At 59.7% G+C, this 24475-nt stretch carries 19 protein-coding genes; 13 read left to right on the top strand and 6 right to left on the bottom strand.

Annotation, left to right across the window (positions count from 1 at the left end):
- Window positions 1–1244 (bottom strand): insulinase family protein (locus BN1137_RS00380; protein WP_198150564.1); only part of this gene is annotated, 1244 nt, incomplete at its 3' end.
- Between the two features lie 161 nt (window positions 1245–1405).
- Between BN1137_RS00380 and sixA the strand changes: the two genes are divergently transcribed.
- From sixA to BN1137_RS00365, 3 genes are all read left to right on the top strand, one after another.
- Window positions 1406–1873: a phosphohistidine phosphatase SixA gene (gene sixA / locus BN1137_RS00375; protein ID WP_050716703.1), complete on the top strand. Its 468-nt coding sequence runs from the start codon at window positions 1406–1408 to the stop codon at window positions 1871–1873.
- Between the two features lie 133 nt (window positions 1874–2006).
- Entirely contained in the window at window positions 2007–2213 is a 207-nt protein-coding gene (locus tag BN1137_RS00370; RefSeq protein WP_042653763.1) for a DUF1107 domain-containing protein, read from the top strand.
- Window positions 2214–2402: 189 nt separating this feature from the next.
- Window positions 2403–3323: a DMT family transporter gene (locus BN1137_RS00365; protein ID WP_050716702.1), complete on the top strand. Its 921-nt coding sequence runs from the start codon at window positions 2403–2405 to the stop codon at window positions 3321–3323.
- Between the two features lie 88 nt (window positions 3324–3411).
- Here BN1137_RS00365 and BN1137_RS00360 read toward each other — a convergent pair whose 3' ends face one another.
- On the bottom strand, window positions 3412–5028 hold the full coding sequence (locus tag BN1137_RS00360) for a peptide ABC transporter substrate-binding protein (RefSeq protein WP_050716701.1): 1617 nt from the start codon (window positions 5026–5028) through the stop codon (window positions 3412–3414).
- A gap of 370 nt (window positions 5029–5398) precedes the next feature.
- Here BN1137_RS00360 and fbp point away from each other — a divergent pair, with 370 nt between their 5' ends.
- Entirely contained in the window at window positions 5399–6433 is a 1035-nt protein-coding gene (gene fbp / locus BN1137_RS00355) for a class 1 fructose-bisphosphatase (protein ID WP_050716700.1), read from the top strand.
- A gap of 132 nt (window positions 6434–6565) precedes the next feature.
- Here the strand turns inward: fbp and mfd are convergent, their stop codons facing one another.
- Window positions 6566–10018 carry a transcription-repair coupling factor gene (gene mfd, locus BN1137_RS00350; RefSeq protein WP_050716699.1) on the bottom strand — a complete coding sequence of 1151 codons (3453 nt, stop codon included), beginning with the start codon at window positions 10016–10018 and terminating at the stop codon, window positions 6566–6568.
- A gap of 34 nt (window positions 10019–10052) precedes the next feature.
- Window positions 10053–10628, bottom strand: a complete 576-nt coding sequence (locus tag BN1137_RS00345; protein ID WP_050716698.1) for a hypothetical protein — start codon at window positions 10626–10628, stop codon at window positions 10053–10055.
- Between the two features lie 76 nt (window positions 10629–10704).
- Between BN1137_RS00345 and BN1137_RS00340 the strand changes: the two genes are divergently transcribed.
- From BN1137_RS00340 to lolE, 3 genes are read left to right on the top strand one after another with little or no spacing between them, the layout of a single operon-like run.
- Window positions 10705–11940 (top strand): lipoprotein-releasing ABC transporter permease subunit, encoded by a 1236-nt coding sequence (locus BN1137_RS00340; RefSeq protein WP_050716697.1) that lies wholly within the window; start codon window positions 10705–10707, stop codon window positions 11938–11940.
- A 43-nt stretch (window positions 11941–11983) separates the two neighbouring features.
- The gene (gene lolD, locus BN1137_RS00335; RefSeq protein WP_050716696.1) at window positions 11984–12697 is read left to right on the top strand and encodes a lipoprotein-releasing ABC transporter ATP-binding protein LolD; all 714 of its coding nucleotides are present in this window, start codon (window positions 11984–11986) and stop codon (window positions 12695–12697) included.
- Complete coding sequence (lolE, locus tag BN1137_RS00330) at window positions 12697–13938, top strand: lipoprotein-releasing ABC transporter permease subunit LolE (RefSeq protein WP_050716695.1); 1242 nt, start codon at window positions 12697–12699, stop codon at window positions 13936–13938. The genes lolD and lolE overlap by 1 nt, the downstream gene beginning before the upstream one ends.
- A 139-nt stretch (window positions 13939–14077) precedes the next feature.
- Here lolE and yfbR read toward each other — a convergent pair whose 3' ends face one another.
- Together yfbR and BN1137_RS00320 are read right to left on the bottom strand one after the other, a co-directional pair.
- Window positions 14078–14668 (bottom strand): 5'-deoxynucleotidase, encoded by a 591-nt coding sequence (yfbR, locus tag BN1137_RS00325; RefSeq protein ID WP_050716694.1) that lies wholly within the window; start codon window positions 14666–14668, stop codon window positions 14078–14080.
- A gap of 89 nt (window positions 14669–14757) precedes the next feature.
- On the bottom strand, window positions 14758–15192 hold the full coding sequence (locus BN1137_RS00320) for a YccF domain-containing protein (RefSeq protein WP_050716693.1): 435 nt from the start codon (window positions 15190–15192) through the stop codon (window positions 14758–14760).
- 430 nt (window positions 15193–15622) lie between these two features.
- Here BN1137_RS00320 and tig point away from each other — a divergent pair, with 430 nt between their 5' ends.
- The 6 genes from tig to ppiD all read left to right on the top strand — a co-directional run bounded on the left by tig (window position 15623) and on the right by ppiD (window position 24061).
- The gene (gene tig, locus BN1137_RS00315; protein ID WP_050716692.1) at window positions 15623–16933 is read left to right on the top strand and encodes a trigger factor; all 1311 of its coding nucleotides are present in this window, start codon (window positions 15623–15625) and stop codon (window positions 16931–16933) included.
- 86 nt (window positions 16934–17019) lie between these two features.
- A complete protein-coding gene (clpP, locus tag BN1137_RS00310) occupies window positions 17020–17643 on the top strand; it encodes an ATP-dependent Clp endopeptidase proteolytic subunit ClpP (protein WP_005324106.1) in 624 nt (207 codons plus the stop codon).
- A gap of 70 nt (window positions 17644–17713) precedes the next feature.
- On the top strand, window positions 17714–18988 hold the full coding sequence (gene clpX, locus BN1137_RS00305) for an ATP-dependent protease ATP-binding subunit ClpX (RefSeq protein WP_042653669.1): 1275 nt from the start codon (window positions 17714–17716) through the stop codon (window positions 18986–18988).
- 140 nt (window positions 18989–19128) lie between these two features.
- Window positions 19129–21483, top strand: coding sequence for an endopeptidase La (lon, locus tag BN1137_RS00300; RefSeq protein ID WP_050716691.1), 2355 nt, complete (start codon window positions 19129–19131; stop codon window positions 21481–21483).
- 240 nt (window positions 21484–21723) lie between these two features.
- Complete coding sequence (hupB, locus tag BN1137_RS00295; protein ID WP_005315375.1) at window positions 21724–21996, top strand: nucleoid-associated protein HU-beta; 273 nt, start codon at window positions 21724–21726, stop codon at window positions 21994–21996.
- Window positions 21997–22147: 151 nt separating this feature from the next.
- Window positions 22148–24061 (top strand): peptidylprolyl isomerase, encoded by a 1914-nt coding sequence (ppiD, locus tag BN1137_RS00290; RefSeq protein WP_050716690.1) that lies wholly within the window; start codon window positions 22148–22150, stop codon window positions 24059–24061.
- Window positions 24062–24475 lie beyond the last annotated feature (414 nt).

The following is a 24475-nucleotide window of genomic DNA, read 5'->3' as shown; positions in this document are numbered from 1 at the left end:
GCGAGGAAGCGGCGGATCAGCGGCTCATCGTATTCCCGCATCATATAGTCGCCGTGGAGCAGATCGTCCGGGGCATAGCTGAACAGGTTCAGCACCAGGCCGGAGACGGTGTCGAGTGCCCGGCCTCGCTCCTGGAAGCGGAAGGCGGATTCGAGCACGCTGCGCTTCTCGTCATAGCGCCAGGCCTGCAAGCCGTCGCGCTCGATGAGTTTCAGATAGCCAAACAGCGCTGCCACTATCTCGCTCACATGCTCAAGCCCGAGCGGGGTGAGGCCGAAGCTCACGCCAAAATCCTTGAAGTTGGCGCCGCTGATGCCGCCCCCGGCGGCGAGCTGATTGACCCAGCCCTTGCCCTTGAGCAGGGAGAGCAGGCTGCCATCCCCTTCATAGCCGATGAGGTGGCTCAAGAAGGTGAGCGGCTTCTTGTCGTAGTAGGCATCTACGCTTGGCAGCGGGAAGGTCAGCCCCAGCTTGCGGGTCTCCTTGACCGGTTTTATCTGAATACGAATACCGAGATCGTCGAGCCGGTAGAGCGGGACCGACAGGGTCGGGGCGCCCAGATTGCGATCCGGGATGGCACTAAAGAAGCGATCGCACCAGGCCAGCTGGGTTTCAATGGATTCAGGGGAGAGCATCACCAGCGCCATGCGATCCGCGCTGTAGTGTTGTTCGTAGAATGCAATGAGATCGGAGCGCAGATCCCGGCCCGGCAGATCGGCCAGGGTATCGAGGTTGCCGACCGAGAACTTGGAGAAGGGATGGGCCGGGTTGACCGTCTCTTTATGCACCTGATAGCTGCGCCTTACGTCATCTTGCAGCTTGAGGCGATATTCGGAGTCGACCGCGTTGCGCTCCTTGTCGACCCATTTCGAGGCGAAGGTGGGGCAGATGAAGAACTGGGAGAAGCGATCGAGCCCGGCCTCGAAGAAGCCGTTGTCGATATCGAAGAAGAAATTGGTGAATTCGGTGCCGGTCCAGGCGTTGTTGCTGCCACCGTGGCGGCTCATAAACTGCTGATACTCGCCGGGTTTGGGATAGGTACGGGTGCCGAGGAACAGCATATGCTCAAGGAAATGGGCCATGCCCTGGCGGTCGGCAGGATCGTCGAAATGGCCGGTGTTGACCGCCAGGGAGGCGGCAGATTTATCGGTCTCGGGATCGCAGACAAGCAAAACCTTGAGCCGGTTTGCCAGCTCCAGATAGTGATACCGCCGATGGTCATTGGGACTGGCATGTGGGCTCATTTGGGCTGACTCGCGGTGAATTTATTTGAATTTAAACATGATTATCGACCCCGCTATCTCACGAGGCAAACCCTTTTCTGAGAGGTAGCGCAATTGTTTCCCCCTGCATGGCGGGGTAAGATCCCCCCGCTATCTACACAGGCCCGTTGGGCGAGGTTGTAATGAAAATCTACATCATGCGTCATGGCCAGGCTGGCATGAATGCGAAAACTGATGAACAGCGTCCATTGACCGAGCAGGGTATCGAAGAGTCCACCCAGATGGCGCGTTGGCTGGCCCCCCAGCTGGCGGGTTCCTTGAGTCTGGTGATCCACAGCAACTACCTGCGTGCCAGACAGACCTGGCAGGCCATCGCCCCCGAACTGCCCAAGGCGGGCAAGGTCGAGGAGAGCGGTGACATCACCCCCTATGGGGATCCGGCCTTTGTCGCGAGTTATCTCACGGCGCTGGCGAGCCAGCATCAAAACATCCTGATGGTCAGCCACCTGCCGCTGGTGGGGTATCTGGTGCAGAGCCTCTGCCCGGCGGCGGGTGCGCCCATGTTTGCCACCTCGGGCATGGCCTGTATTGAGTGGCAAGATGGTAAAGGGGTATTGCTCTGGCTTGAAGGACCACATACAATACGTTAAAAGTTAATAAAAAGTTAAAGAATGGTTTTTTGGGGATGAAAGAAGCGATTTTTCCGGTTTTTTATACAAATTTAACGGAATTATTTCGCAGAAGCTGCTGTCATACGGATACAACTGCAAGAGGTTGCAAACGATGAGAGTGTTTAAGAAGTACCTGCCACTGATGGTGGCAAAACATGTCAAAACCTTCTTCAAGGGGCGGATTTATATTCACGGCAGGGGGCGCTTTGATTTCCAGTCAGGCTTGTTGATGATGCCCTCGCCAGCGGACATTCCCCACCGCCAGACGGTGCTCGAGGTCAACGAGCTGATCTCGAGACTGCACATGGATGCGGCCTGATCGTTGTGTCAGGACTGCCTCCCATGCCCGCCGCCGTGCGGGCATGATTGTTTTTAATCCTCAGTAATAGACCCTGCTTGAGCCCCATTTCGAGTGAACTTGCGAGCGACCCGTCGCCGTGCTTGCTAATCCTGTTTGCCTCCCTATACTCCCGCCTAAAATACCAGCTGACTTTTTCTGGATATAGCGATGCCGTTTGCTTTTCTGTTCCCCTTCTCCTGCATGGCCATCTGGGCCGGTAACGGCATCGTCAGCAAGCTGGCTGTGGGGGTGCTGTCACCCGCGGCGCTGGCCTGGTCACGCTGGATGGTGGCGGCCATCGTACTGACGCCTTTCCTTGCACGGCGGGCCTGGCGGGTGCGCGCCCAACTGTGGGCCGGCTTCGGTCGGCTGGCCATGCTGGCGCTGCTCGGCATGGTGCTCAACCAGACCTTTGGTTACTACGCGGCCCAGACCCTGGGCGCGACCGAGATTGGTCTGATGATGGGACTGACGCCGCTGATGACAGTGCTGCTCAGTATCTGGCTGCTGCGCGAGCGCCCGACCTGGGGCGCCCTGCTCGGGGGCATCATCTCCATCCTCGGGCTGACGATTTTGCTGGGGCAGGGGGATCCGACCCGGTTATTTACTCAAGGCATCCACATCGGCTCTGTTTTCATGCTGCTGTCGGCGGCGACTTATGCGCTCTACAGCGTGCTGCTCAAGCGCTGGGATCTGGGGCTCGACAACTGGTCCATGCTCTACGGCCAGGTGCTGTGCAGCCTGCTGTTTCTCACCCCCTTCTTCTTGCTGGTGGACGGCCACTGGCCCGATCGCAGCGCGCTCTGGCTCATTCTCTATGCGGGGATCCCAACCTCGGCCCTCTCTCCCTGGCTGTGGATGCAGGGCATTGCGCTGCTCGGGGCCAGTCGCACCGCCATCTACATGAACCTGTTGCCGCTGATGACGGCGGCCCTGGCCATTGGCTTGCTGGGGGAGAAGTTGACCAGTTATCACCTGATCGGTGGCGGCATGACCTTGCTGGGGGTGTTGCTGGCACAGCTGCTGGTCAAGCCCGTGGTGGTACGGCGGCGGGCCAGGCTCGCCATGGCCGGCTGCCAAGAGGATTGAGCTCAGAAGGACGAGACAAAGGAGTGAGATAGACGATTGAGATAAAAAAGACCGCCTCGAAGGCGGTCTTTTTCGATGGTGTCGTGGCCTACTGCGTCGTCAGATAGAGGTCTTTCGAATAGACCAGATCTTGCGGGTTATGGTAGGGATAGCCTTTGACGAAGGGCTTGAGCAGCCGTGACTTGACGTAGAAATAGACAGGTGCGATGGGGGCCTCCTCGTCGATCAGCACCTCGGCTTGCTGATAGAGCTGGTTGCGCTCGGCCGGATCCTTGGAGTCATGGGCCTTGGCCAGCAGCGCATCGTATTGCTTGTTGACCCATTTGCCGCTGTTGGCGCTGCTGCTGGAGGTCAGGATGTCGAGGAAGGTCGAGGCATCGTTGTAATCCCCGTTCCACGAATAGCGACTGACCCCGAAATCCCCCTCGTTGAGCACCGACACCATGGTCTTCCACTCCATGTTGTTGAGCTCCGCCTTGATCCCCAGGTTGTGTTTCCACATGGAGGAGATGGCCAACGCTATCTTCTTGTGCCCCTCGTTGGTGTTGTAGAGGATGTCCACGTCCAGCGGATTTTTCGGTCCGTAACCCGCCTCGGCCAGCAGGGTCTTGGCCTTGGCTATCCGTTCTTCCTTGCTCATCAGCTCGCTGGCGGGCTGCTTGAGCACGAAACCATCGACGCTGGGAGGGGTCAGGCTGAAGGCCGGCAATTGCCCCTGTCCCAGGATTTTGTCGGTGATGGTGCCTCTGTCGATGGCCAAGGAGAGCGCCTTGCGCACCTTGGGATTGTTGAAGGGTTTGCGCTGGGTGTTGAACACGTAGTAATAGGTGGCGAGCATGGGGGCGCTGACCAGCTCATCCGGGCTCTGGCTCTTGAGCTGCTTGTACTGCTCCAGCGGATAGGTGGTGTAGTGCAGTTCGCTCGAGCGGTAGCGGTTGTAGGCGGCGGTGTCGGAGACGATCTCCAGGTAGACCACCTTGTTGATCACCGTGTGGGCATTATCCCAGTAATGGGGATTGCGCTCGGCGATCAGGCGCTCATTGGGGGTCCACTCCTTGAGCGCGAAGGCGCCGTTGGAGACGATATTGCCCGGCTTGACCCACTCATGACCGAACTTCTCGATGGTCGCCCTCGGCGCCGGGAAAGTGGTGTAGTGGGAGAGGGTTTTGAGGAAGAAGGGAACCGGGTTTTTCAGGGTGATCTGCAGGGTGTAGGGGTCGAGCGCCTTGATGCCGAGGGCGTCCGGGCTCTGTTTACCGGAGATAACGTCTCCGGCATTGAGCACCCCGGTCAGCTCGATGAACCAAGCGTAGTTTGACGCATTCTTGGGGTTGGCCGCCCGCTGCCAACCATAGACATAATCCGCCGCCGTCACCGGCTCGCCATTCGACCACTTGGCATCGGATCTCAGCTTGAAGGTGTAGACGGTGCCCGTGGGGTCGAGCTCGTAGCCGAGTGCGCCCGCGGCTTGCAGCTTGCCATTGCCGTCCAGGGTGTAGAGCCCCTCGAACAGATCGTTGACGATGTCGCTGCCCGAACTCTCTTCCACCATCTGGGGATCGATGGAGCCGGGTTCGGTACCGATGTTGCGCACGAAGGTTTGCTGCGCGGCGGGGAGCAGTTTGGTGCCGGCAGGCACCTGGGCCGCCAGGGTGGGGAGGGAGATCAGGGCGGCAACCGTGCCGGCAATGAGAGTCCTTTTCATTGAATATCCTTATGTTTTTTTGCTTCCAAAGCGCAGCCAGTGTGCGGGATTGACGTCGAGATCTCAAGAGGGTGCGCGGCCGGGATGCGGAGGGATAACCGGATGGGGGGCCGCTGGCATGACGGGCCCGGAACGTGAATTATTGTCACGAATTAACATGGCAAAAGACGCCGATTGAAGCCGATTTTTCGGTGAAATATATCGTTTCTATCGCGTGAATTGGCGATTAATACGCCGGCTTAATTCGCTGCAAAAACAAAAAACAGGCGTTACATTAGGTTACAAAATAACGCGCCGAGGATCGGCCCTTTTTTTGCCGGTGCTTGCAAACGTTTTCACAGCCAACGGAAACGATCCTAAAGGAACAAGAATGCGAAACATGATCACCATGGGCGAGTTCATCGTCAAAAAGCAGGCGGACTACCCGACCGCAACCGGCGAGCTGACCTCCTTGCTCAGCTCCATCCGTCTGGCTGCCAAGGTGGTGAACCGGGAGATCAACAAGGCGGGGCTGGCGGACATCATCGGCTCCATGGGCGCCGAGAACGTGCAGGGCGAGGTGCAGCAGAAGCTGGACGTCTACGCCAACGAGCGCTTCAAGGCGGCGCTCGAGGCCCGCGGCGAGGTGTGCGGCATGGCCTCTGAGGAGGAAGAAGACTTCGTATCCTTCGACTCCGAGCTCTCCCGTCACTCCAAATACATCGTGTTGATCGACCCCCTTGATGGCTCCTCCAACATCGACGTCAACGTCTCGGTTGGCACCATCTTCTCCATCTACCGTCGGGTCAGCACCCCGGGCGCCGGCGTCACCCTGGAAGATTTCCTGCAGCCGGGTAACCGCCAGGTCGCCGCCGGTTACGTGGTGTATGGCTCCTCCACCATGCTGGTCTACACCACCGGCTTTGGGGTCAACGGTTTCACCTACGATCCCTCCATCGGCTGCTTCTGCCTCTCCCACGAGAACATCCGCATCCCGGAGGAGGGCAAGATCTACTCCATCAATGAGGGCAACTACATCAAGTTCCCGGACGGGGTGAAGAAGTACCTGAAATATTGCCAGGAGCGGGACGAGGCGACCCACAGACCCTACACCTCTCGCTACATCGGCTCCCTGGTGTCGGATTTTCACCGCAACCTGCTCAAGGGCGGCATCTACATCTATCCGTCCGGCACCAACTCCCCGAATGGCAAGCTGCGCCTGCTGTATGAGTGCAACCCCATGGCCTTCCTGGTAGAGCAGGCCGGTGGCAAGGCGTCAGACGGTTTCGGCCGCATCATGAACGTGCAACCCAAGGCGCTGCACCAGCGCACCCCCTACTTCGTCGGGTCGACCAAGATGGTGGAGCGGGCCGAGGCCTTTATGCGGGAATTCTCCGCCCACGAGGATCCGGCCAATCAGGGCTGATCCCAGGCGAGGTGCAGGGAGCCGCGCATAGCCGCAGCTCCTAAGCCAAACTAAGGCAACCTAAGCCAAGGCAATGCGCAGATAAAAAACGGGAGCCATTACGGCTCCCGTTTTGTTTCGTCCTCGGCGCCACTAGAGGCTGTGGTTGGCGAGATCCGTCAGCAGGGAATCCACCAATTTCAACCGCATGGCCCTGTCCTGATTCGGTACCTGGAAGCGCAATCGGGTTGGTCCATCCATTTTATAGATACGTGGCTGCTCGGAGAGCAGCTTGACCAGATAGGTCGGATTGACCTTGGTGTCCTGATTGAAATCGAGGTAACCGCCACGCTCGCTCATCTCCACCCGACGGATGCCAAGGGCCGTGGCCCGCTGGCGGAAGGCCGCTATTTCCATGAGAGTCTTGGTTGGCTCCGGCAACAGACCGAAGCGGTCTATGAGCTCCACCTTCAATTCCCGCAGCTCCTGCTCGTCCGCCGCGCTGGCGATGCGTTTGTACATGGACAGCCGCATGTTGACATCCGGGATGTAGTCGTCCGGCAACAGGGCGGGCAGGCGCAGCTCCACCTCGGTGTGCTGGCTCATTAGCTGTTCAAGTGACGGCTCCTTGCCATTTTTCAGCGCCTCGACCGCCTGCTCCAGCAGCTCCATGTAGAGGGTGAAGCCGATGGATTCGATCTGGCCGCTCTGATCGTCCCCGAGCAGCTCGCCGGCGCCGCGGATCTCCAGATCGTGGGTGGCGAGCGCGAAGCCCGCGCCGAGATCCTCCAGCGAGGCGATGGCCTCCAGCCGCTTGACCGCATCCTTGCTCATCAGTTTGGGATGGGGGGTGAGCAGGTAGGCGTAAGCCTGGTGGTGGGAGCGACCGACCCGGCCTCGCAACTGGTGCAGCTGGGCCAATCCCAGGTGATCCGCGCGGTCCATGATGATGGTGTTGGCGCTTGGCACGTCGATGCCGGTCTCGATGATGGTGGTACACACCAGCAGGTTGAAGCGCTGGTGGTAGAAGTCTGACATCACCCGCTCGAGCTCCCGCTCGCGCATCTGGCCGTGGGCGACGCCGATGCGCGCCTCCGGCACCAGCGTGGCCAGGTCCGCGGCGCACTGCTCTATGCTCTCCACGTCGTTGTGCAGGTAGTAAACCTGACCGCCGCGTTTCAATTCCCGCAGTACCGCCTCGCGGGTGACCGCCGGATCCTGTTGGCGCACGAAGGTCTTGATGGCGAGGCGCTTGGCGGGCGGGGTGGCGATGATGGAGAGATCCCGCATGCCGGACATCGCCATGTTGAGGGTGCGCGGAATGGGCGTTGCGGTGAGCGTGAGGATGTCCACGTCGGCGCGCAGTGCCTTGATCTTCTCCTTCTGGCGCACCCCGAATCTGTGCTCCTCATCGACGATGAGCAGGCCGAGATCCTTGAAGGTGAGCTCGTTGCCGAGCAGTTTGTGGGTGCCGATGATGATGTCCACCTTGCCCTCTGCCAGCTCCTTGAGCACGGCGGTCTGCTCCTTGGCTGAGCGGAAGCGGCTCAGCACCTCGACCCGCACTGGCCAGTTGGCGAAGCGATCGCGGAAGTTGTCGTAATGCTGCTGGGCCAAGAGGGTTGTGGGCACCAGCACCGCCACCTGCTTGCCGCCGTGCACCGCCACGAAGGCCGCCCGCATCGCCACTTCCGTCTTGCCAAAGCCGACGTCGCCACACACCAGCCGATCCATGCTCTTGGCCTGGCACATGTCGCCCAGCACCGCATTGATGGCGTTGAGCTGATCTTCGGTCTCCTCGAACGGGAAGCCGGCGGCAAACTGGCGATAGGCTTCCTTGTCATGCTTGAAGGCAAAGCCATGGCGGGCCGCCCGCAGCGCGTAGACATCGAGCAGCTCTGCCGCCACGTCGCGAATTTTCTCCGCCGCCTTGCGCCGCGCCTTGGTCCAGGCCTCGCCGCCGAGCTTGTGGCTCGGCGGGTTGTCAGAGCCGGTGTAGCGGCTAATGAGGTGCAAGTTGGTGACCGGCACGAACAGCTTGTCGCCGCCGGCGTATTCCAGGGTCAGGAACTCGGTGGGCAGGCCGCCGGCGTCCAGGGTCTCGAGGCCAAGGTAGCGGCCGACCCCGTGATCCAGATGCACCACAGGCTGACCTTGGGTCAGCTCGCCGAGGTTGCGAATGACCGCATCGGAGCTGAGGTTCTTGCTCTTCTCCCGGGCACGTCGGCTGCGGATCTTGCCGCCGAGCAGCTCGGTCTCGGTGATGAGGGCGAGCTCCTCCTGCCCGGCTTCTTGTAGCAAAAAGCCGCGCTCAAGCGGGGTGACCAGCAGGCCGTGGCGGGCCTTGCTCCCGACGAACGCTTCGAGGGAGGGAAACTCCTTGGGTTGCACGCTGATGCGTGCGAGCAGATCGCCGAGCACCTCGCGCCGCCCCTCGGACTCCACCGCAAACAGGGTGCGGCCGCCAAAGCCTTGCAGGAACTGGTTGAGCGCCAGCAGGGGCTGCTCCTTGCTGTGATCGAGCTGCAAGTCGGGCAGGGGGGCCGTGGCCAGGTTGTGCTGACCGGCGCCACCGTCGGTGGGCTCGGCCTGCAGCCGCACGGCGCCATATTGGCCAAGCGCCGCAAACAGCTGCTCGACCGGCAGATAGATCTGCTGGGGTGGCAGCAGAGGGCGGGTGTTATCCCAACGTCTGTCCTCGTAACGCTGACCGATGTCGTTCCAGAAGCGCTGCGCGGCAGGATAAATCTCTCCCACCGTGATGAGCAGGGTGTTGTCCGGCAGGTAGTCAAACAGGCTGGCGGTCTGCTGGAAGAACAACGGCAGATAGTATTCGATGCCGGCGGGCCAGCGCCCCTTGCTCACCTCCTGATAGACGGAGCCCTCGGCGCGCGACAGCTCAAACTGCTCGCGGAACTGACCACGAAACAGCTCGATGGCCGCTTCGTCGGTGGGAAACTCCCGGGCGGGCAGCAGGCTCACCGACTTGACCGGCTCGCTTGAGCGCTGGGTCTCGGGGTCGAAGGGGCGGATGGAGTCCACCTCGTCATCGAAAAAGTCGATGCGATAGGGGCTGTTGCTGCCCATGGGGAAGAGATCCAGCAAGCCACCACGGGCGGCGAATTCGCCGTGCTCCAGTACCTGCTCCACCGCCACATAACCCGCCTCGGCCAAGCGTCCACGCAGCTGATGCAAGCTGAGGCGCTGGCCGGTTTTGACCATCAGGCTGTATTTGTCGAGATAAACCTGGGGCGCGGTGCGCAGCATCAGGGTGGAGATGGGCACGATCAGCACGCCGCTGCTCATCTGCGGCAGCTTGTAGAGGGTCTCGAGCCGCTGGGAGATGATGTCCTGATGGGGCGAGAAGGTGTCGTAGGGCAGGGTTTCCCAGTCCGGGAACATCAGCACCGGGCAGCCTTTGTCGGCCAGCAGGAACTGTAGCTCCTGTTCGAGGCGCAGGGCACTCGGGGTATCGGCGGTCACCAGCAGGACGGGGCGATCAGCCTCGGCAGTGAGGCGGGCGGCAACCAGTGCCAGGCTGCTGCCGACCAGCTGACCGAGAGTTAACTTGTGGCCCGCTTTGGCGGGCAAGGCGGGGAGTGTCATTGGCATCGTTCGATTCTTTTAACGTTGACTGTTATTAGCGCTGACGCTCTTGGGCACGCAGCTTGAGCTGCTTCGATTGCACATGCAGGCTGGCGCGCACCAGCAGTTCCCTGTCATCCTCGCGGATGCGCACATAGTCGAGCAACACCTGAGTGCCGTGCTCGCTCGGCTCCAGATGTTTGACCTCGGCATAGCAGTAGACGGCGGAGGCCTCTTCCCGCAGGAAGATCTTGAGGCGCACCAGCCGGTGCAGCTGTGGCGTTGCGCCATGGCCCTGGCGTGGATGCAGGTAAGTGAGCTGACCCGCGCCAAAGCGCAGGGTGTGGAAGCGATGTTCCGGGTGATCCTGCACCGCCAGCACGTAGCCCATGATCATGTCGATCTTGCGCGACTGCTGGTTGATGATCTCCACCAGATCGTGCATCGACTCGTTCTGACTGCGCAGCAGGCGACCGCTGGTCAGGTCGATGGAGGTGATGGCGGAGGCGATGCGAAAGGGCTCGGGCAGTTCGGCGTCCAGCGCCTCCAGGGTCGGCAGGTGAAAATCGGCCGGCATGGGGATCACATTGACCGGCGTGGCATGGGTGACGCTGAAGAACTGTTCCTGCATGGAGGCTATCCCTTGTTGTCATAGACTATTTACCATTATTATCCGGTATCTTATTTTGTTGGCAACGTAGATATCCTTGAAGACTGGACTTTTTCAGCCACTGTCGCTGGCTATTGGCCTCCGATATGCAGGCTCACGACGCAGTAACCGCTTCGTTTCATTTATCTCTCTCTTCTCCACCTTCGGCATCGCCATCGGGGTTGCGGCCCTGATGGTGGTCATCTCCGTGATGAACGGCTTCGAGGGGCAGCTCAAGGGCCGCATCCTCGGGGTGATCCCCCATGTGGTGGTGACCAATGCCGCCGGCCGTATGGAGGTGGCGCCGCCGGGCCTGCCCGACTTGGCCAAGCTGCCTCACGTGGTCGCCCATGCCCCCATGCTCGACAGCGAAGGCATGCTGCAGAGTCCGGGTCAGCTCACCGGCGTCAGCGTGCAAGGGATCGATCCCGCGCTCTGGCCCAAGGATGACATCCTGCATGCCCAGATGCTGGGGGGACGCCTCAGTAGTTTGCAGCGCGGCGAGTATCACATCGTGCTGGGGCAGGGGGTGGCCAGTCGCCTCAAGGTGTCAATTGGCGATCAGGTGCGTCTCATCCTGACCGAGGGCACTCGCTTCACGCCCTTTGGCCGAGTGCCGGCCCAGCGGCTGTTCACCGTCTCCGGCATCTTCGGGGTCGGCGCCGACGTGGACAGCCAGGTGGCGCTGATCGCCCTTGGCGATGCCCAGCGCATGCTGCGCCTGCCGGAAGGTACGGTCGGTGGCATTCGCCTCTGGCTGGATGATCCCTTCGCCGCCGATCAAGTGATCAAGACCGCCTTGCCGGACGGACTGGAGTGGCAAGATTGGCGCCGCGAGCGTGGCGAGCTGTTCCAGGCGGTGGCCATGGAGAAACGGATGATGGGGCTGATGCTGGTGCTGATCATCGCGGTCGCCACCTTCAACATCCTCTCTGCCCTGGTGATGGTGGTCAGCGACAAGGAAGGGGAGGTCGCCATCTTGCGCACCATGGGCATGAGCGAGGCAGGCATCGTCAAGATCTTCATGGTGCTGGGGGCGTCAAGCGGCGTCATCGGCGCCCTGTTTGGCGCGCTGGCGGGGCTGGCGCTCTCTTTCGGTCTCAATCCGCTGCTTGATGCGGTCGGCCTCAACCTCTATATGGCCGCCGGCGGCTCGGGCCTGCCGGTCATCGTCGAGCCCGCCCAGGTCACCACCATCTTGCTTGGCGCCGTGTTGCTCAGCTTCAGTGCCACCCTCTATCCGGCGGCCCGTGCGGCCCGGGTGAAACCGGCCGAGGCGCTGCGTTATGAATAATTCATCTTCTATCGTTACATCCAGTGTGAGTGGAACCCCTTTTATGAATGAGCCCTTGTTGCATGACGCCCCGCTGCGTGAACCCCTGCTGCGTTGCGAGGCCCTGAATCATGTCTATAAAGAGGGCAACCTTGAGACCCAAGTGCTCAAGGGGATCGACCTGTCCGTGGCCCCCGGCGAGATGCTGGCGGTGGTGGGCAGCTCGGGCTCGGGCAAGACTACCCTGCTGCACCTGATGGGGGCGCTCGACAACCCCTCCAGCGGCTCCGTGCTGTTCAAGGGCCAGGATATCCACCACTGGGACAGCCGTACCCAGGCGAAGTTTCGCAATCAGGAGCTGGGCTTCGTCTATCAGTTCCACCATCTGCTGTCCGAGTTCACCGCGCTCGAGAACACCGCCATGCCGCTGCTGATCGCCGGGGAATCGGTGGCCAGCGCCACCGACAAGGCGACCAAGATGCTGAGCCGGGTCGGGCTCTCCCATCGCCTGCACCACAGGCCGTCCGAACTCTCCGGTGGCGAACGCCAGCGGGTGGCCATCGCCCGCGCCCTGGTCAACGAGCCGAGCCTGGTGTTGGCGGACGAACCTACCGGTAACCTGGATCACGCCAGTGCCACCGCCGTCTATGAGCTGCTCTGTGAACTGAACAGAGAGCTGGGTACCGCCTTCGTGGTGGTGACCCACGATCTCAGCCTCGCCGCCAAGCTGCATCGAAGGGTCACCCTGGTGAGCGGCATCATGGCGGAGGTCGCCTGATGTTCAAGCCGCTGCCCCTGTTCCTGGGCCTGCGTTACAGCCGCTCCCGCCGTCGCAACGGCTTTATCGCCTTTATTTCGGCGTCCTCTCTCATCGGTATCGCGCTCGGAGTGATGGCGTTGATCCTCGGCCTTTCGGCCATGAACGGCTTCGAGCGAGAGCTCAAAAACCGGGTGCTGTCGGTGGTGCCCCACGGCGAGCTTATTGGCATGGAGGCGCCGCTGCCGAACTGGCCCAAACTGCGGGATTACCTGTTGGCCCAGCCCGGCATCGAAGCCGCGGCGCCGGTGATCCGGCTCGACGGTCTGCTGGAGCATGGCTCCGCCCTCAAGGGGGTGCAGCTGCGCGCCGTGTTACCGGAATTGGAAGCCAATCTGTCGGATGCGGGCAAGTACATGACCGGTCGTGGTCTGCGCGAGCTGCAGCCGGGGGAGAAAGAGGTGATCCTCGGCAAGACCATCGCCGACAAGCTGGGAGTCACCATTGGTGACACCGTCGCCCTGTTGTTGCCGCAAGGGGGCGATGCCAGCGGCATCAAGAACCCCAAGCGCGAGGCGCTCAAGGTGGTGGGGCTGATGGAGATCGGCGGCCAGTTGGATGGGCTATTGGGCTTTATGCACCTGACCGATGCCCAGGCCATCACCGGCATGGGCAAGGACGTGGAGGGCTTCAGCCTCAAGGTCAATGATGTGCTCAAGGCGCAGTCCATCACGGTGGCTGCTGCCCAGAAATTTCCGCACTACGTCTACATCAGCAGCTGGATGAGCCGCCAGGGCTATCTCTATCAGGACATCCAGATGGTGCGCACCGTCATGTACGTGGTGATGCTGATGGTGGTGGCGGTGGCCTGCTTCAACATCGTCTCCACCCTGGTGATGGCGGTGAACGAGAAGCGCAGCGAGATTGCGATCTTGAAGACCATGGGGGCAAGCCCGGGCCAGATCCGGCTCACCTTCGTCATTCAGGGCATGGTGAACGGGGTGCTTGGCGCCTTGCTCGGGGCGCTGCTCGGCGGTCTGCTGTCGAGCAAGTTGACCCAGATCTTGAGCTTCATCGAAGGGGTGATCGGCCACCGGTTCCTCAATCCGGACATCTACTTCATCGACTTCCTGCCAACCGAACTGCACATGCAGGACCTGGTGATAGTGACCAGCGCCGCTATCCTGATGAGCTTCGCGGCGACCCTCTATCCCGCCTGGCGGGCGAGCGGTCTGGTGCCGTCCCGGGAGCTGGGGCACTGATCCCCATGGTGCCATAAGCACAGATGAGATCACCAAAAGGGCCCGTCGGGGCCCTTTGTTTTTGCGCTTAAACAGTGATTTTATTGGTATGGTGATGCATTTCTAGTTCAATTAAATACATGAGTGACATAATGCAGTGTTAATGGGCATTCAATTCATCGAGAGGCAGTGAAAAACTCGCCACGAACACCTCGATAAAGTAGCGCATGGCCGGGTTCATCCGGGCGTCCAGCATCTGCTCGAGCCGTTTGCGGGCGGGTTCAAACTCCCGGTTGCCGGCGTTAATCTCCTCCAGACACTTGGTATAGGCGCAGAGGGTATCGGCATCCTTCACCAGCCGGGTGAGCGTGCTGTCCTGGGCCGCCGAATCGAGCAGGGGGCGAAAGTCCTCGACCAGTTCCGGTGGCAGCATGCTCAGTAGGCGTTGCTCGGCCGCCAGCTCTATCTTCTTGTATTCACGGGCTATCTCGGGATTGAAGTACTTGACCGGGGTGGGCAGATCGCCGGTCAGCACCTCGCTGCTGTCGTGGTAGAGCGCCATCACAGCGGCCTGGTTGGCATCGACCTTGCCCTCAAACAGGCGATTGCTGATGACGCCGAGGGCGTGGGCCACCATGGCGACCTGCAGGCTGTGCTCGGCGATGTTCTCGGGCTGGATGTTGCGCATCAGCGGCCAGCGGTAGATGAGTCGCATGCGGGCGAGATTGGCGAAGAAATGGCTGGGAAGCATGGAGGACCTCGAGTCACGGCAATAAAAAAGGCAGACCTTAGTCTGCCCTTTTTTTACCGCGCAGGCATCGCCTGCTTGGTGATTGTTCATCAACGAATGTAGCGACCGGATTCGGCCTCGTGATTGGTGACGATCATCTGGCCGATGGGGGCCAGCGCTATCAAGGCGAGCTTGAGGTGCTGGATGCCAAACGGAATGCCGATGATGGTCACGAAGCAGGCCAGCGCCGAGGCGATGTGGCCGATGGCGAGCCAGACCCCGATCACCAGGAACCAGAGGATGTTGCCAATCATCCCCAGCGCCCCGGTACCGATGTCACTCTGCCCGGTCATGCTCTTGCGGCTCACCGCCTGCTTGCCGAACGGGAAGAAGGTGAAGGTGCCGATGACGAAGCAGGCGCGTCCCCAGGGGATGCCTATCAGCGACACGAAGCAGAGCAGCCCGGCCAGCCACCAGGCCAGCCCCATGAAGACGCCCCCCAGCACAAACCAGATCAGGTTAAACAAGAAGCGAAAAAAGGACATGTGGGTCACTCCAGACTCATAAATTGGCTGCCACCATAGCGAGCGGCGCTCGGGGACGCAATGGCTGATGCGAGAAGGTCGACAATTTGGGTCGCAACAGCATCAGAACGGGTGCTTTAGGCGACCATTGGGGCGAAAAAAGCGGGTCTTGCCGGGTAAAAAGGTGAGCGAGTGCAAATTATTGTGGATCCGGTGCTTGAACTGGGGCCAGGGTTTCCCCATATAGGGGGCAGTCATGCGCAAATTGTGCCGTCTGTGCCCCGGTTGGGGGATGTGCGGCTCGACGCGACCAATGTGCGCCGTTATAATGTCGCGTCATATTTTCTCATCACAAAGACAGTCGTTGTCTTTATAAACAGGAAGACTCCGGGGATTTACCCAGGGGCAATAAAGGGTCAGCACGCAGTGCTGAGTTGAACGAGGTAAAAGAATGCAAGTTTCTGTAGAGACAACCCAGGGTCTGGAACGCCGTCTTACCATCACCGTACCGGCTGCTACCGTTGACGCCGCCGTGCGTAAAGAATTGAATGGCCTGGCCAAGACTCGTCGTATCGACGGTTTCCGTCCTGGCAAGGCTCCGGTTGCCATCATCAAGAAGATGTTCGGCGCCATGGCCCATGCCCGCGTTGCCGATGAAATGATGCAGAACAACTTCATCAAGGCCATCATCGAAAACAAACTGAGCCCGGCTGGCGCGCCGACCATGGATCCGAAAGAGATCAAGGAAGGCCAGGATTTCGAGTTCACCGCCACTTTCGAAGTGTACCCGGAGTTTGAAGTTGCAGGCCTCGAGACCATCAAGGTCGAGAAGCCGGTTGCGACCGTCAAGGATGAAGATCTGGCTAACATGATCGACACCCTGCGCAAGCAGCACGCGACCTGGACCGATGTTGACGCAGCTGCCGCCAATGGCATGCGTGTCACCCTGGACTTCGTCGGTTCCATCGACGGTGAAGAGTTCGACGGTGGCAAGGCCGAAGGTTTCACTCTGGAACTGGGCGCTGGCCGCATGATCCCTGGCTTCGAAGATGCCATCCTGGGCAAGAAAGCGGGCGACGAGTTCACCATCGAGGTGACTTTCCCGGCTGACTACCACGCCGAAAACCTGAAAGGTAAGGCGGCCAAGTTTGCCTCCAAGCTGACCAAGGTTGAAGAGCAGGTACTGCCTGAGCTGACCGAAGAGTTCGTCAAGCGTTTCGGCATCGAAAGCGGCAACGTGGAAGAGCTGAAAGCCGAAGTGCGCAAGAACATGGAGCGCGAACTGGCCCAAGCCCTGAAAAACAGCGTGAAAGAGCAAGTGCTGAACGGCCTGGTTGAAGCCAACCAGATCGATCTGCCGAAGGCTGCCGTTGCCCAGGAAATCGACACCCTGCGTCAGCAAGCGCTGCAGCGCTTCGGTGGCTTCCAGGGCGGCAACGCTCCTGAGCTGCCGGCCGAGCTGTTCCAGGCTCAGGCTGAGCGTCGTGTACGCGTCGGTCTGCTGCTGGGTGACGTCATCCGCACCAACGAGATCAAGGCTGACGATGCCCGTGTGACCAGCATCATCGAGTCCATGGCCACCGCCTACGAAGATCCGAAGGAAGTGATCGAGTACTACCAGAAGAACGAGCAGATGCTGAATGGCGTCCGCAATCTGGCGGTTGAAGATCAAGCCATCGACCTGATCCTGTCCAAGGCTCAAGTGACCGAGAAAGAAGTGGCCTTTGACGAAGTGATCAACAAGTCCGGTGCCGCTGCCTAAGAACATTTGACTTAAGGTCAAAACTGTTAAGTATAATGGCTCGTGTGATCTCCACTCGGGCCATTTTATTTTAGGGACAATGCCTTATGTACAAGAACTATAACGATGTGACTGAATCCCCACGCAATGCGCTCATCCCTATGGTGGTCGAGCAAACGGCTAAGGGTGAGCGTTCTTACGACATCTATTCCCGTCTGCTCAAGGAGCGGGTGATCTTCCTGACCGGTCAGGTTGAAGATCACATGGCGAATCTGGTGGTGGCTCAGCTGTTGTTCCTCGAATCCGAGAACCCGGATCAGGACATCAGCATCTACATCAATTCACCGGGTGGCGCGGTCACTGCGGGTATGTCCATTTATGACACCATGCAGTTCATCAAGCCGGACGTCAGCACCGTCTGCATGGGGCAGGCCTGCTCCATGGGCGCCTTCCTGCTGGCCGGTGGCGCCAAGGGCAAGCGTTTCTGCCTGCCCAATGCCCGTGTGATGATCCACCAACCCCTTGGTGGTTTCCAGGGCCAGGCATCTGACATCCAGATCCATGCCCAGGAGATCCTGAAGATCAAGAATACCCTGAACGACCGTTTGGCCTTCCATACCGGCCAGGACATGGCGACTATCGAGCGTGACACCGACCGTGACAACTTCATGTCGGCAGAGCAGGCCGTGGCCTATGGTCTGGTGGACGGTATCCTGAGCCAGCGCGGCTGAGCAGGGTATTCCGGACTGTTGTAAACTCAACAGAACGATCCATCCTCTATTGATAAAACGAGGTTGCTGAATGACAGAGAAACGCAAGGGTGAGGGCGACAAGCTGCTTTATTGCTCTTTTTGCGGCAAGAGCCAGCATGAAGTGCGTAAGCTGATCGCTGGCCCTTCCGTCTACGTTTGTGATGAGTGTGTCGAGCTGTGCAACGACATCATCCGCGAGGAGATCCGCGAGATCTCTCCCAAGCGCGATGGTAGCGAGCTGCCGACCCCTCATGAAATTCGTGCTCATCTGGATGACTATGTGATCGGGCAGGAGTACGCCAAGAAGGTGTTGGCCGTCGCCGTCTACAACCACTACAAGCGTCTGCGCAGCGGCAGCGAAGCTGGTGGTGTGGAGCTCGGCAAGTCCAATATCCTGCTGATTGGCCCGACCGGTAGCGGCAAGACCCTGCTGGCCGAAACCCTGGCTCGTTTGCTGGATGTCCCCTTCACCATGGCCGATGCCACCACCTTGACCGAAGCCGGTTACGTGGGCGAGGACGTGGAGAACATCATCCAGAAACTGCTGCAAAAGTGCGACTACGACGTAGAGAAGGCCCAGCGTGGCATCGTCTATATCGACGAGATCGACAAGATCTCCCGCAAGTCGGACAACCCCTCCATCACCCGCGACGTGTCCGGGGAAGGGGTACAGCAGGCGCTGCTCAAGCTGATCGAGGGCACCATAGCGTCGGTCCCGCCGCAAGGCGGCCGCAAGCATCCGCAGCAGGAGTTCTTGCAGGTTGATACCTCCAAGATCCTGTTCATCTGCGGTGGCGCCTTCGCCGGTCTGGACAAGGTCATCGAGCAACGTTCCGTCAAGGGCACCGGCATCGGTTTTGGCGCTGACGTCAAATCCAAGAATGCCAAGGCGACCTTGAGCGAGAACTTTGCCAAGGTGGAGCCGGAAGATCTGATCAAATACGGTCTGATCCCCGAGTTCATCGGCCGTCTGCCGGTGGTGGCGACGCTGACCGAGCTCGATGAAGCGGCCCTCATCCAGATCCTGAAAGAGCCGAAGAATGCGCTGACCAAGCAGTATGCTGCCCTGTTCGCGCTGGAAGAGGTGGAACTGGAGTTCCGTGACGACGCCTTGAACGCCATTGCGCGCAAGGCGATGGAGCGTAAAACCGGTGCCCGTGGTCTGAGATCCATTGTCGAAGCCGTGCTGCTCGACACCATGTATGATTTGCCGTCCCTGGAAGGGGTCAGCAAGGTGGTGATCGACGAGACGGTGATCAAAGGGGACTCCGCGCCCTTGATGATCTACGACAATCCCGAAACTCAGGCCGCCGCCTCAGAGTAACTGGCTGATTTTTAATCACATAAAGGGGCATTTTGCCCCTTTCATGCTTTTTACGGCCAAGGCGATTGAATCTCATCTTCGCGCCCCCATATACTCTGCCAAGCGCTTTGCCAACGGTATAACAAGCCGAGAGGACATATATGAACCTAGAGCGTTCAGAACGCATCGAGATTCCCGTCCTGCCTCTTCGTGACGTGGTGGTTTACCCCCACATGGTCATTCCACTCTTTGTGGGGCGGGAAAAATCCATTCGCTGTCTGGAAGCGGCCATGGAGCAGGACAAAAAAGTCCTGCTGGTGGCCCAGAAGGATGCGTCGACTGACGAGCCTACGGTGGAGGAGATCTTCACCGTCGGGACAGTGGCCAATATTTTACAGATGCTCAAGCTGCCCGATGGCACCGTTAAGGTGCTGGTGGAAGGGGGTCAGCGTGCCCGTCTTGAGCGGATGATCGATGACAAGGACTTCTTCGTCGGTGAGGCGCAGTACATCGCGTCTGCTGCCATCGAGGAGAAGGATCAGGATGTGCTGGTGCGCTCCGCCATCGGTCAGTTTGAAGGCTATATCAAGCTCAACAAGAAGATCCCGCCCGAGGTACTGACCTCGATCTCGGCGATCGACGATGCGGCGCGCCTGGCCGATACCATGGCCGCGCACATGCCGCTCAAGCTCGAAGACAAGCAGAAGGTGCTGGAAATCGCCTCTGTGTCCGAGCGCATCGAGTTTCTGATGGCCATGATGGAGTCGGAGATTGACCTGCTGCAGGTCGAGAAACGCATCCGCTCCCGGGTCAAGAAACAGATGGAGAAGAGCCAGCGCGAGTACTATCTCAACGAGCAGATGAAGGCCATCCAGAAAGAACTGGGTGAGCTGGAAGACAGCCCGGACGAATTCGAAGCCCTCAATCGCAAGATTGAAGAGGCGGGGATGCCGGAAGATGCCCGTGAGAAAGCCCAGGCTGAACTCGCCAAGCTGAAGATGATGTCCCCCATGTCCGCCGAAGCCACCGTGGTGCGCAGCTACGTGGACTGGATGGTGCAGGTGCCGTGGAAGGCCCGCTCCAAGGTCAAGAAGGATCTGGGCAAGGCACAAGAGGTGCTGGACGCGGATCACTATGGCCTGGAGAAGGTCAAGGATCGCATCCTCGAGTACCTGGCGGTGCAGGCGCGGGTCAACAAGCTCAAAGGACCCATCTTGTGTCTGGTTGGGCCTCCCGGTGTGGGCAAGACCTCGCTCGGTCAGTCCATCGCCAGGGCGACCGGTCGCAAATATGTGCGCATGGCGCTCGGCGGCGTGCGTGACGAGGCGGAGATCCGTGGTCACCGTCGGACCTATATCGGCTCCATGCCCGGCAAGCTCATCCAGAAGATGGCGAAAGTCGGCGTGAAGAACCCGCTGTTCCTGCTCGATGAAATCGACAAGATGAGCTCGGACATGCGTGGCGATCCCGCGTCCGCCTTGCTGGAAGTGCTGGATCCGGAGCAGAACAACAGCTTTAACGATCACTATCTGGAAGTGGATTATGACCTGTCGGACGTGATGTTCGTGGCCACTTCCAACTCCATGAACATCCCGGGTCCGTTGCTGGATCGGATGGAAGTGATCCGTCTGTCGGGTTACACCGAGGACGAGAAGCTCAACATTGCCAAGCAGCACCTGGTAGCCAAGCAGATCCAACGTAACGGTCTGAAAGAGTCCGAGATCACCATCGAAGACTCGGCCCTGGTCGGGGTGATCCGCTACTACACCCGCGAGGCGGGGGTGCGTAGCCTGGAGCGTGAGATCTCCAAGATCTGTCGCAAAGCCGTCAAGCGCATTCTGCTGGACAAGAGCATCAAGCATGTTCTGGTCAATCAGGACAACCTCAAGGAGTTCCTCGGGGTGCAGCGTTTCGACTACGGCAAGGCGACCGATCAGAACCAGATTGGTCAGGTCTGTGGTCTGGCGTGGACCGAGGTGGGCGGCGATCTGCTCACCATCGAGACCACCAACATGCCAGGCAAGGGCAAGCTCACCTACACCGGGTCACTCGGTGACGTGATGCAAGAATCCATCCAGGCCGCCATGACGGTGGTACGGGCCCGTGCCGAGAAGCTGCGCATCAACGCGGACTTCTACGAGAAACGTGACATTCACGTGCACGTGCCGGAAGGGGCAACCCCGAAGGATGGTCCGAGCGCCGGTATCGCCATGTGCACCGCGCTGGTCTCCAGCCTGACCGGCAACCCGGTGCGTGCCGACGTGGCCATGACGGGGGAGATTACCCTGCGTGGTGAGGTCTTGCCAATTGGCGGTCTCAAAGAGAAACTGCTGGCTGCACATCGTGGTGGTATCAAGCGGGTGCTTATCCCGAAAGAGAACGAACGTGACCTGGAAGAGATCCCGGCCAACGTCAAACAAGACCTTGAAATTTATCCGGTTCGCTGGATTGATGAGGTGCTTGCACTGGCGTTGCAGGACAATCCACAGGGTTTCGAACGCGTTTCTGTCGTGTAAATGTTGATGTGCCGCAAATTTGGCGCATTCGGGAGGTGGTTAAGGCTTGCATGCGCCGGATAACGGAAGTAGCCTTGACCACCGATCGGGTACTCATGATGAGTCGCAATGCGTGATGTGGCGCGGGTTTGCGCCAGATTGTCACTTGCAACTGATCAGGAGGCTTGCTATAAAACCTCCACTTGTTGTGGCCAGGGAAATCAGCGCCGCAGCGATGTTCGATAAAAGGGGAATATAAGAGTGAATAAATCTCAACTGATTGACAAGATTGCAGACGGTGCTGATATCTCCAAAGCCGCTGCTGGCCGTGCGCTGGATGCCTTCATCGATGCAGTAGGTGAAGCTCTGAAAGAGGGTGACCAGGTTGCTCTGGTTGGTTTCGGTACTTTCGCAGTACGCGAGCGTGCTGCTCGTTCTGGCCGTAACCCGCAAACTGGTGCGACCATCGAAATCGCCGCCGGTAAAGTTCCTGCCTTCAAAGCCGGCAAGGCCCTGAAAGACGCGGTCAACTAAGCCGGGCGCTGATTTCACATCGGCCACCGTCCTTGGTCGCAGACCAGACAAGTGAGAGGGCTCTCCCTCATACTGATTGACCAAGGCGCATCGCAATCGGTGCGCCTTTTCATTATTTACGCCCATCGAGTTCGGGAGCATAAGTACAAACATGATGTTGGATAAACTACGCGAAGGGGCGCAGGGCAAGGTAGCCAAGGTTATCTTGGGCTTGATCATTCTCTCCTTTGCCTTGGCCGGTGTAGGTAGCTACCTCAACGGCCCGGCACGTACCGCCCCCGCTACCGTCAATGGCAATGACATCAGTGCCCCCGCACTGGAGAATGCCTATCGCAACGAGCGGGCCCGCATGGAATCTCAAATGGGTGAGGCCTTCAACCAGATGGCTGCCAACCCGGATTACATGAAACAGTTCCGCCGTGGTGTGCTGGACCGACTCATCGATCAGGCACTGATCGATGGCAAGGCCCGCGAGCTCGGCCTGCGCGTCAGCGACGAGCAGATCAAGCAGGCCATCGTCGCCATGCCGGAGTTTGCCGAAGAGGGCAAATTCAACAACGACCGTTACTTGCAGCTCATCCGCCGCGCGGGCATGACACCGGAAATGTTCCGTGACTCCCTGCGCCAGGACATGGTGCGTCAGCAAATGATGGGCGCCCTGCTGGGCTCCGAATTCGCCCTCAAGGGTGAAGCCGCGCAGCTCGACCAGCTGTATAACCAGACCCGCGATCTGCGCCTGGTGCGCCTGAGCGCAGCTGCCTATCTGGGCGATGTCGAGGTGACCGACGCCGAGGTGGATCAGTTCTACAAGGCCAACAGCGGTCGTTTCATGAACGACGAGAAGGTCAAGGTCGACTATCTGCTGCTGGACGCCGCCACCCTGAGCAAAAACATCAAGGTGACCGAGCAGGATGCCCAGGATTACTACGATCAGCACCAGGACCTGTTCCAGCGTGCCGAGCGTCGCCAGGTGGCACACATCCTGATCCCGTTTGGCAAGGACGAGAAGGCCGCCGAGCAGAAGGCGAGCGAGCTGCTGGCCAAAGCCAAGGGTGGTGAAGACTTCGCCGCGCTGGCCAAAGCCAACTCCTCCGATACCTTCTCCGCCAAGAAAGGCGGCGAGCTGGACTGGTTCGAGAAAGGGGTGATGGATCCTGCCTTCGAGAAGGCCGCCTTTGGCCTGAATAAGGCTGGCGATCTCTCCGCGGTGGTGAAGAGCCCGTTCGGCTTCCACGTCATCAAGCTGCTGGCCATCGAGCCTGCCAAGACCAAGCCGTTTGTGGACGTGATGAGCGAAACCATCACCCGTCTGCAAGCTGACAAGGCCAAGGAGCTATTCTTCGCCGAGCAGCAGAAGATGGCTGACAGCAGCTTCGAAAACCCGGACTCACTGGACTTGACCGCCGAGACCATGGGCCTGAAGGTGATCTCTACCGATTTCTTCAGCCAGGCCGATGCGGCTGCCCCGCTCAATGATCCCAAGGTGCTGTCGGTGGCGTTCTCCGAACAGCTGCGCGATGACAACACCAACTCGGATGTGATCGAGTTGGCGGATGGCAAGGCGCTGGTGCTGCACATCATGGGTCATCAGCCCAAGGCGGCCAAGCCGCTGGCTGACGTCAAGGAGCAGGTGGTTGCGGCCATCAAGCATGACAAGGCGAGCGAAGTGGCTCGTGGCAAGGCCCAGGCCCTGCTGGACAAGCTGCATGCCGGTGAAGACATCCAGGCCGATCTGACCGCGCTGGGTGCCAAGGTGGAGACCCACAATGGCGTTTCCCGCTTCGCTCAGGACATGGATCAGAACCTGCTGGCCCAGGCATTCCGCATGCCGCATCCGAAGGATGGCAAGCCGAGTGTCGAGCTGGTTGCCGAGGCCAATGGTGATCGCGTCGTGGTGGCACTGGACAAGGTCAATGTGACCAAGGAGCCGTCCCAGATGGTCAGCCTGCTGCAAGGTCAGCTTGGCCAGGGCAAGGCCCAGGCCGCCTACAAGTCACTGATCGACGAGCTGCGCAAGTCTGCCAAGATTGAGTACTTTACCGATGTGGAAGCGACCGTCGAATAAACCGACCTCGCACTCCATCGAAAACGGCCCCTCTATGGGGCCGTTTTTTTATCTATAAAATAGCGATTTCATGGCGTTATCTATCGTAAAAATGCTCACCATGCAGATGATCTATGCCACGCAGGGAGGCGTTGGGCAGATGTCGGCGCCGTGGGGATGACGCCTGGCGGCCGAGAGCATGTCGATGGGAGCTTGAATGCCAATCTAGGCGCACTGGCACTTATGAGCGTCGTGAGAGCATCCGTACCGGTCTGGGGCACGGGAGACTGTGGGCACCGCGAGGTATATCCATGCGGACCTGTGGCGCGCAGGAGCCTGTGGGCGTCGCGAGGTATATCCATACCGATCTGAGGCGCGTGGGAGCCTCGGGGCGTCGTGAGAAGTGGGACGTGCGGGAATCCATGCCGGTCTAGG

Source organism: Aeromonas tecta (assembly GCF_000820185.1).
Classification (GTDB): Bacteria; Pseudomonadota; Gammaproteobacteria; order Enterobacterales; family Aeromonadaceae; genus Aeromonas; species Aeromonas tecta.
This window is presented reverse-complemented; position numbering and strand designations above follow the sequence as displayed.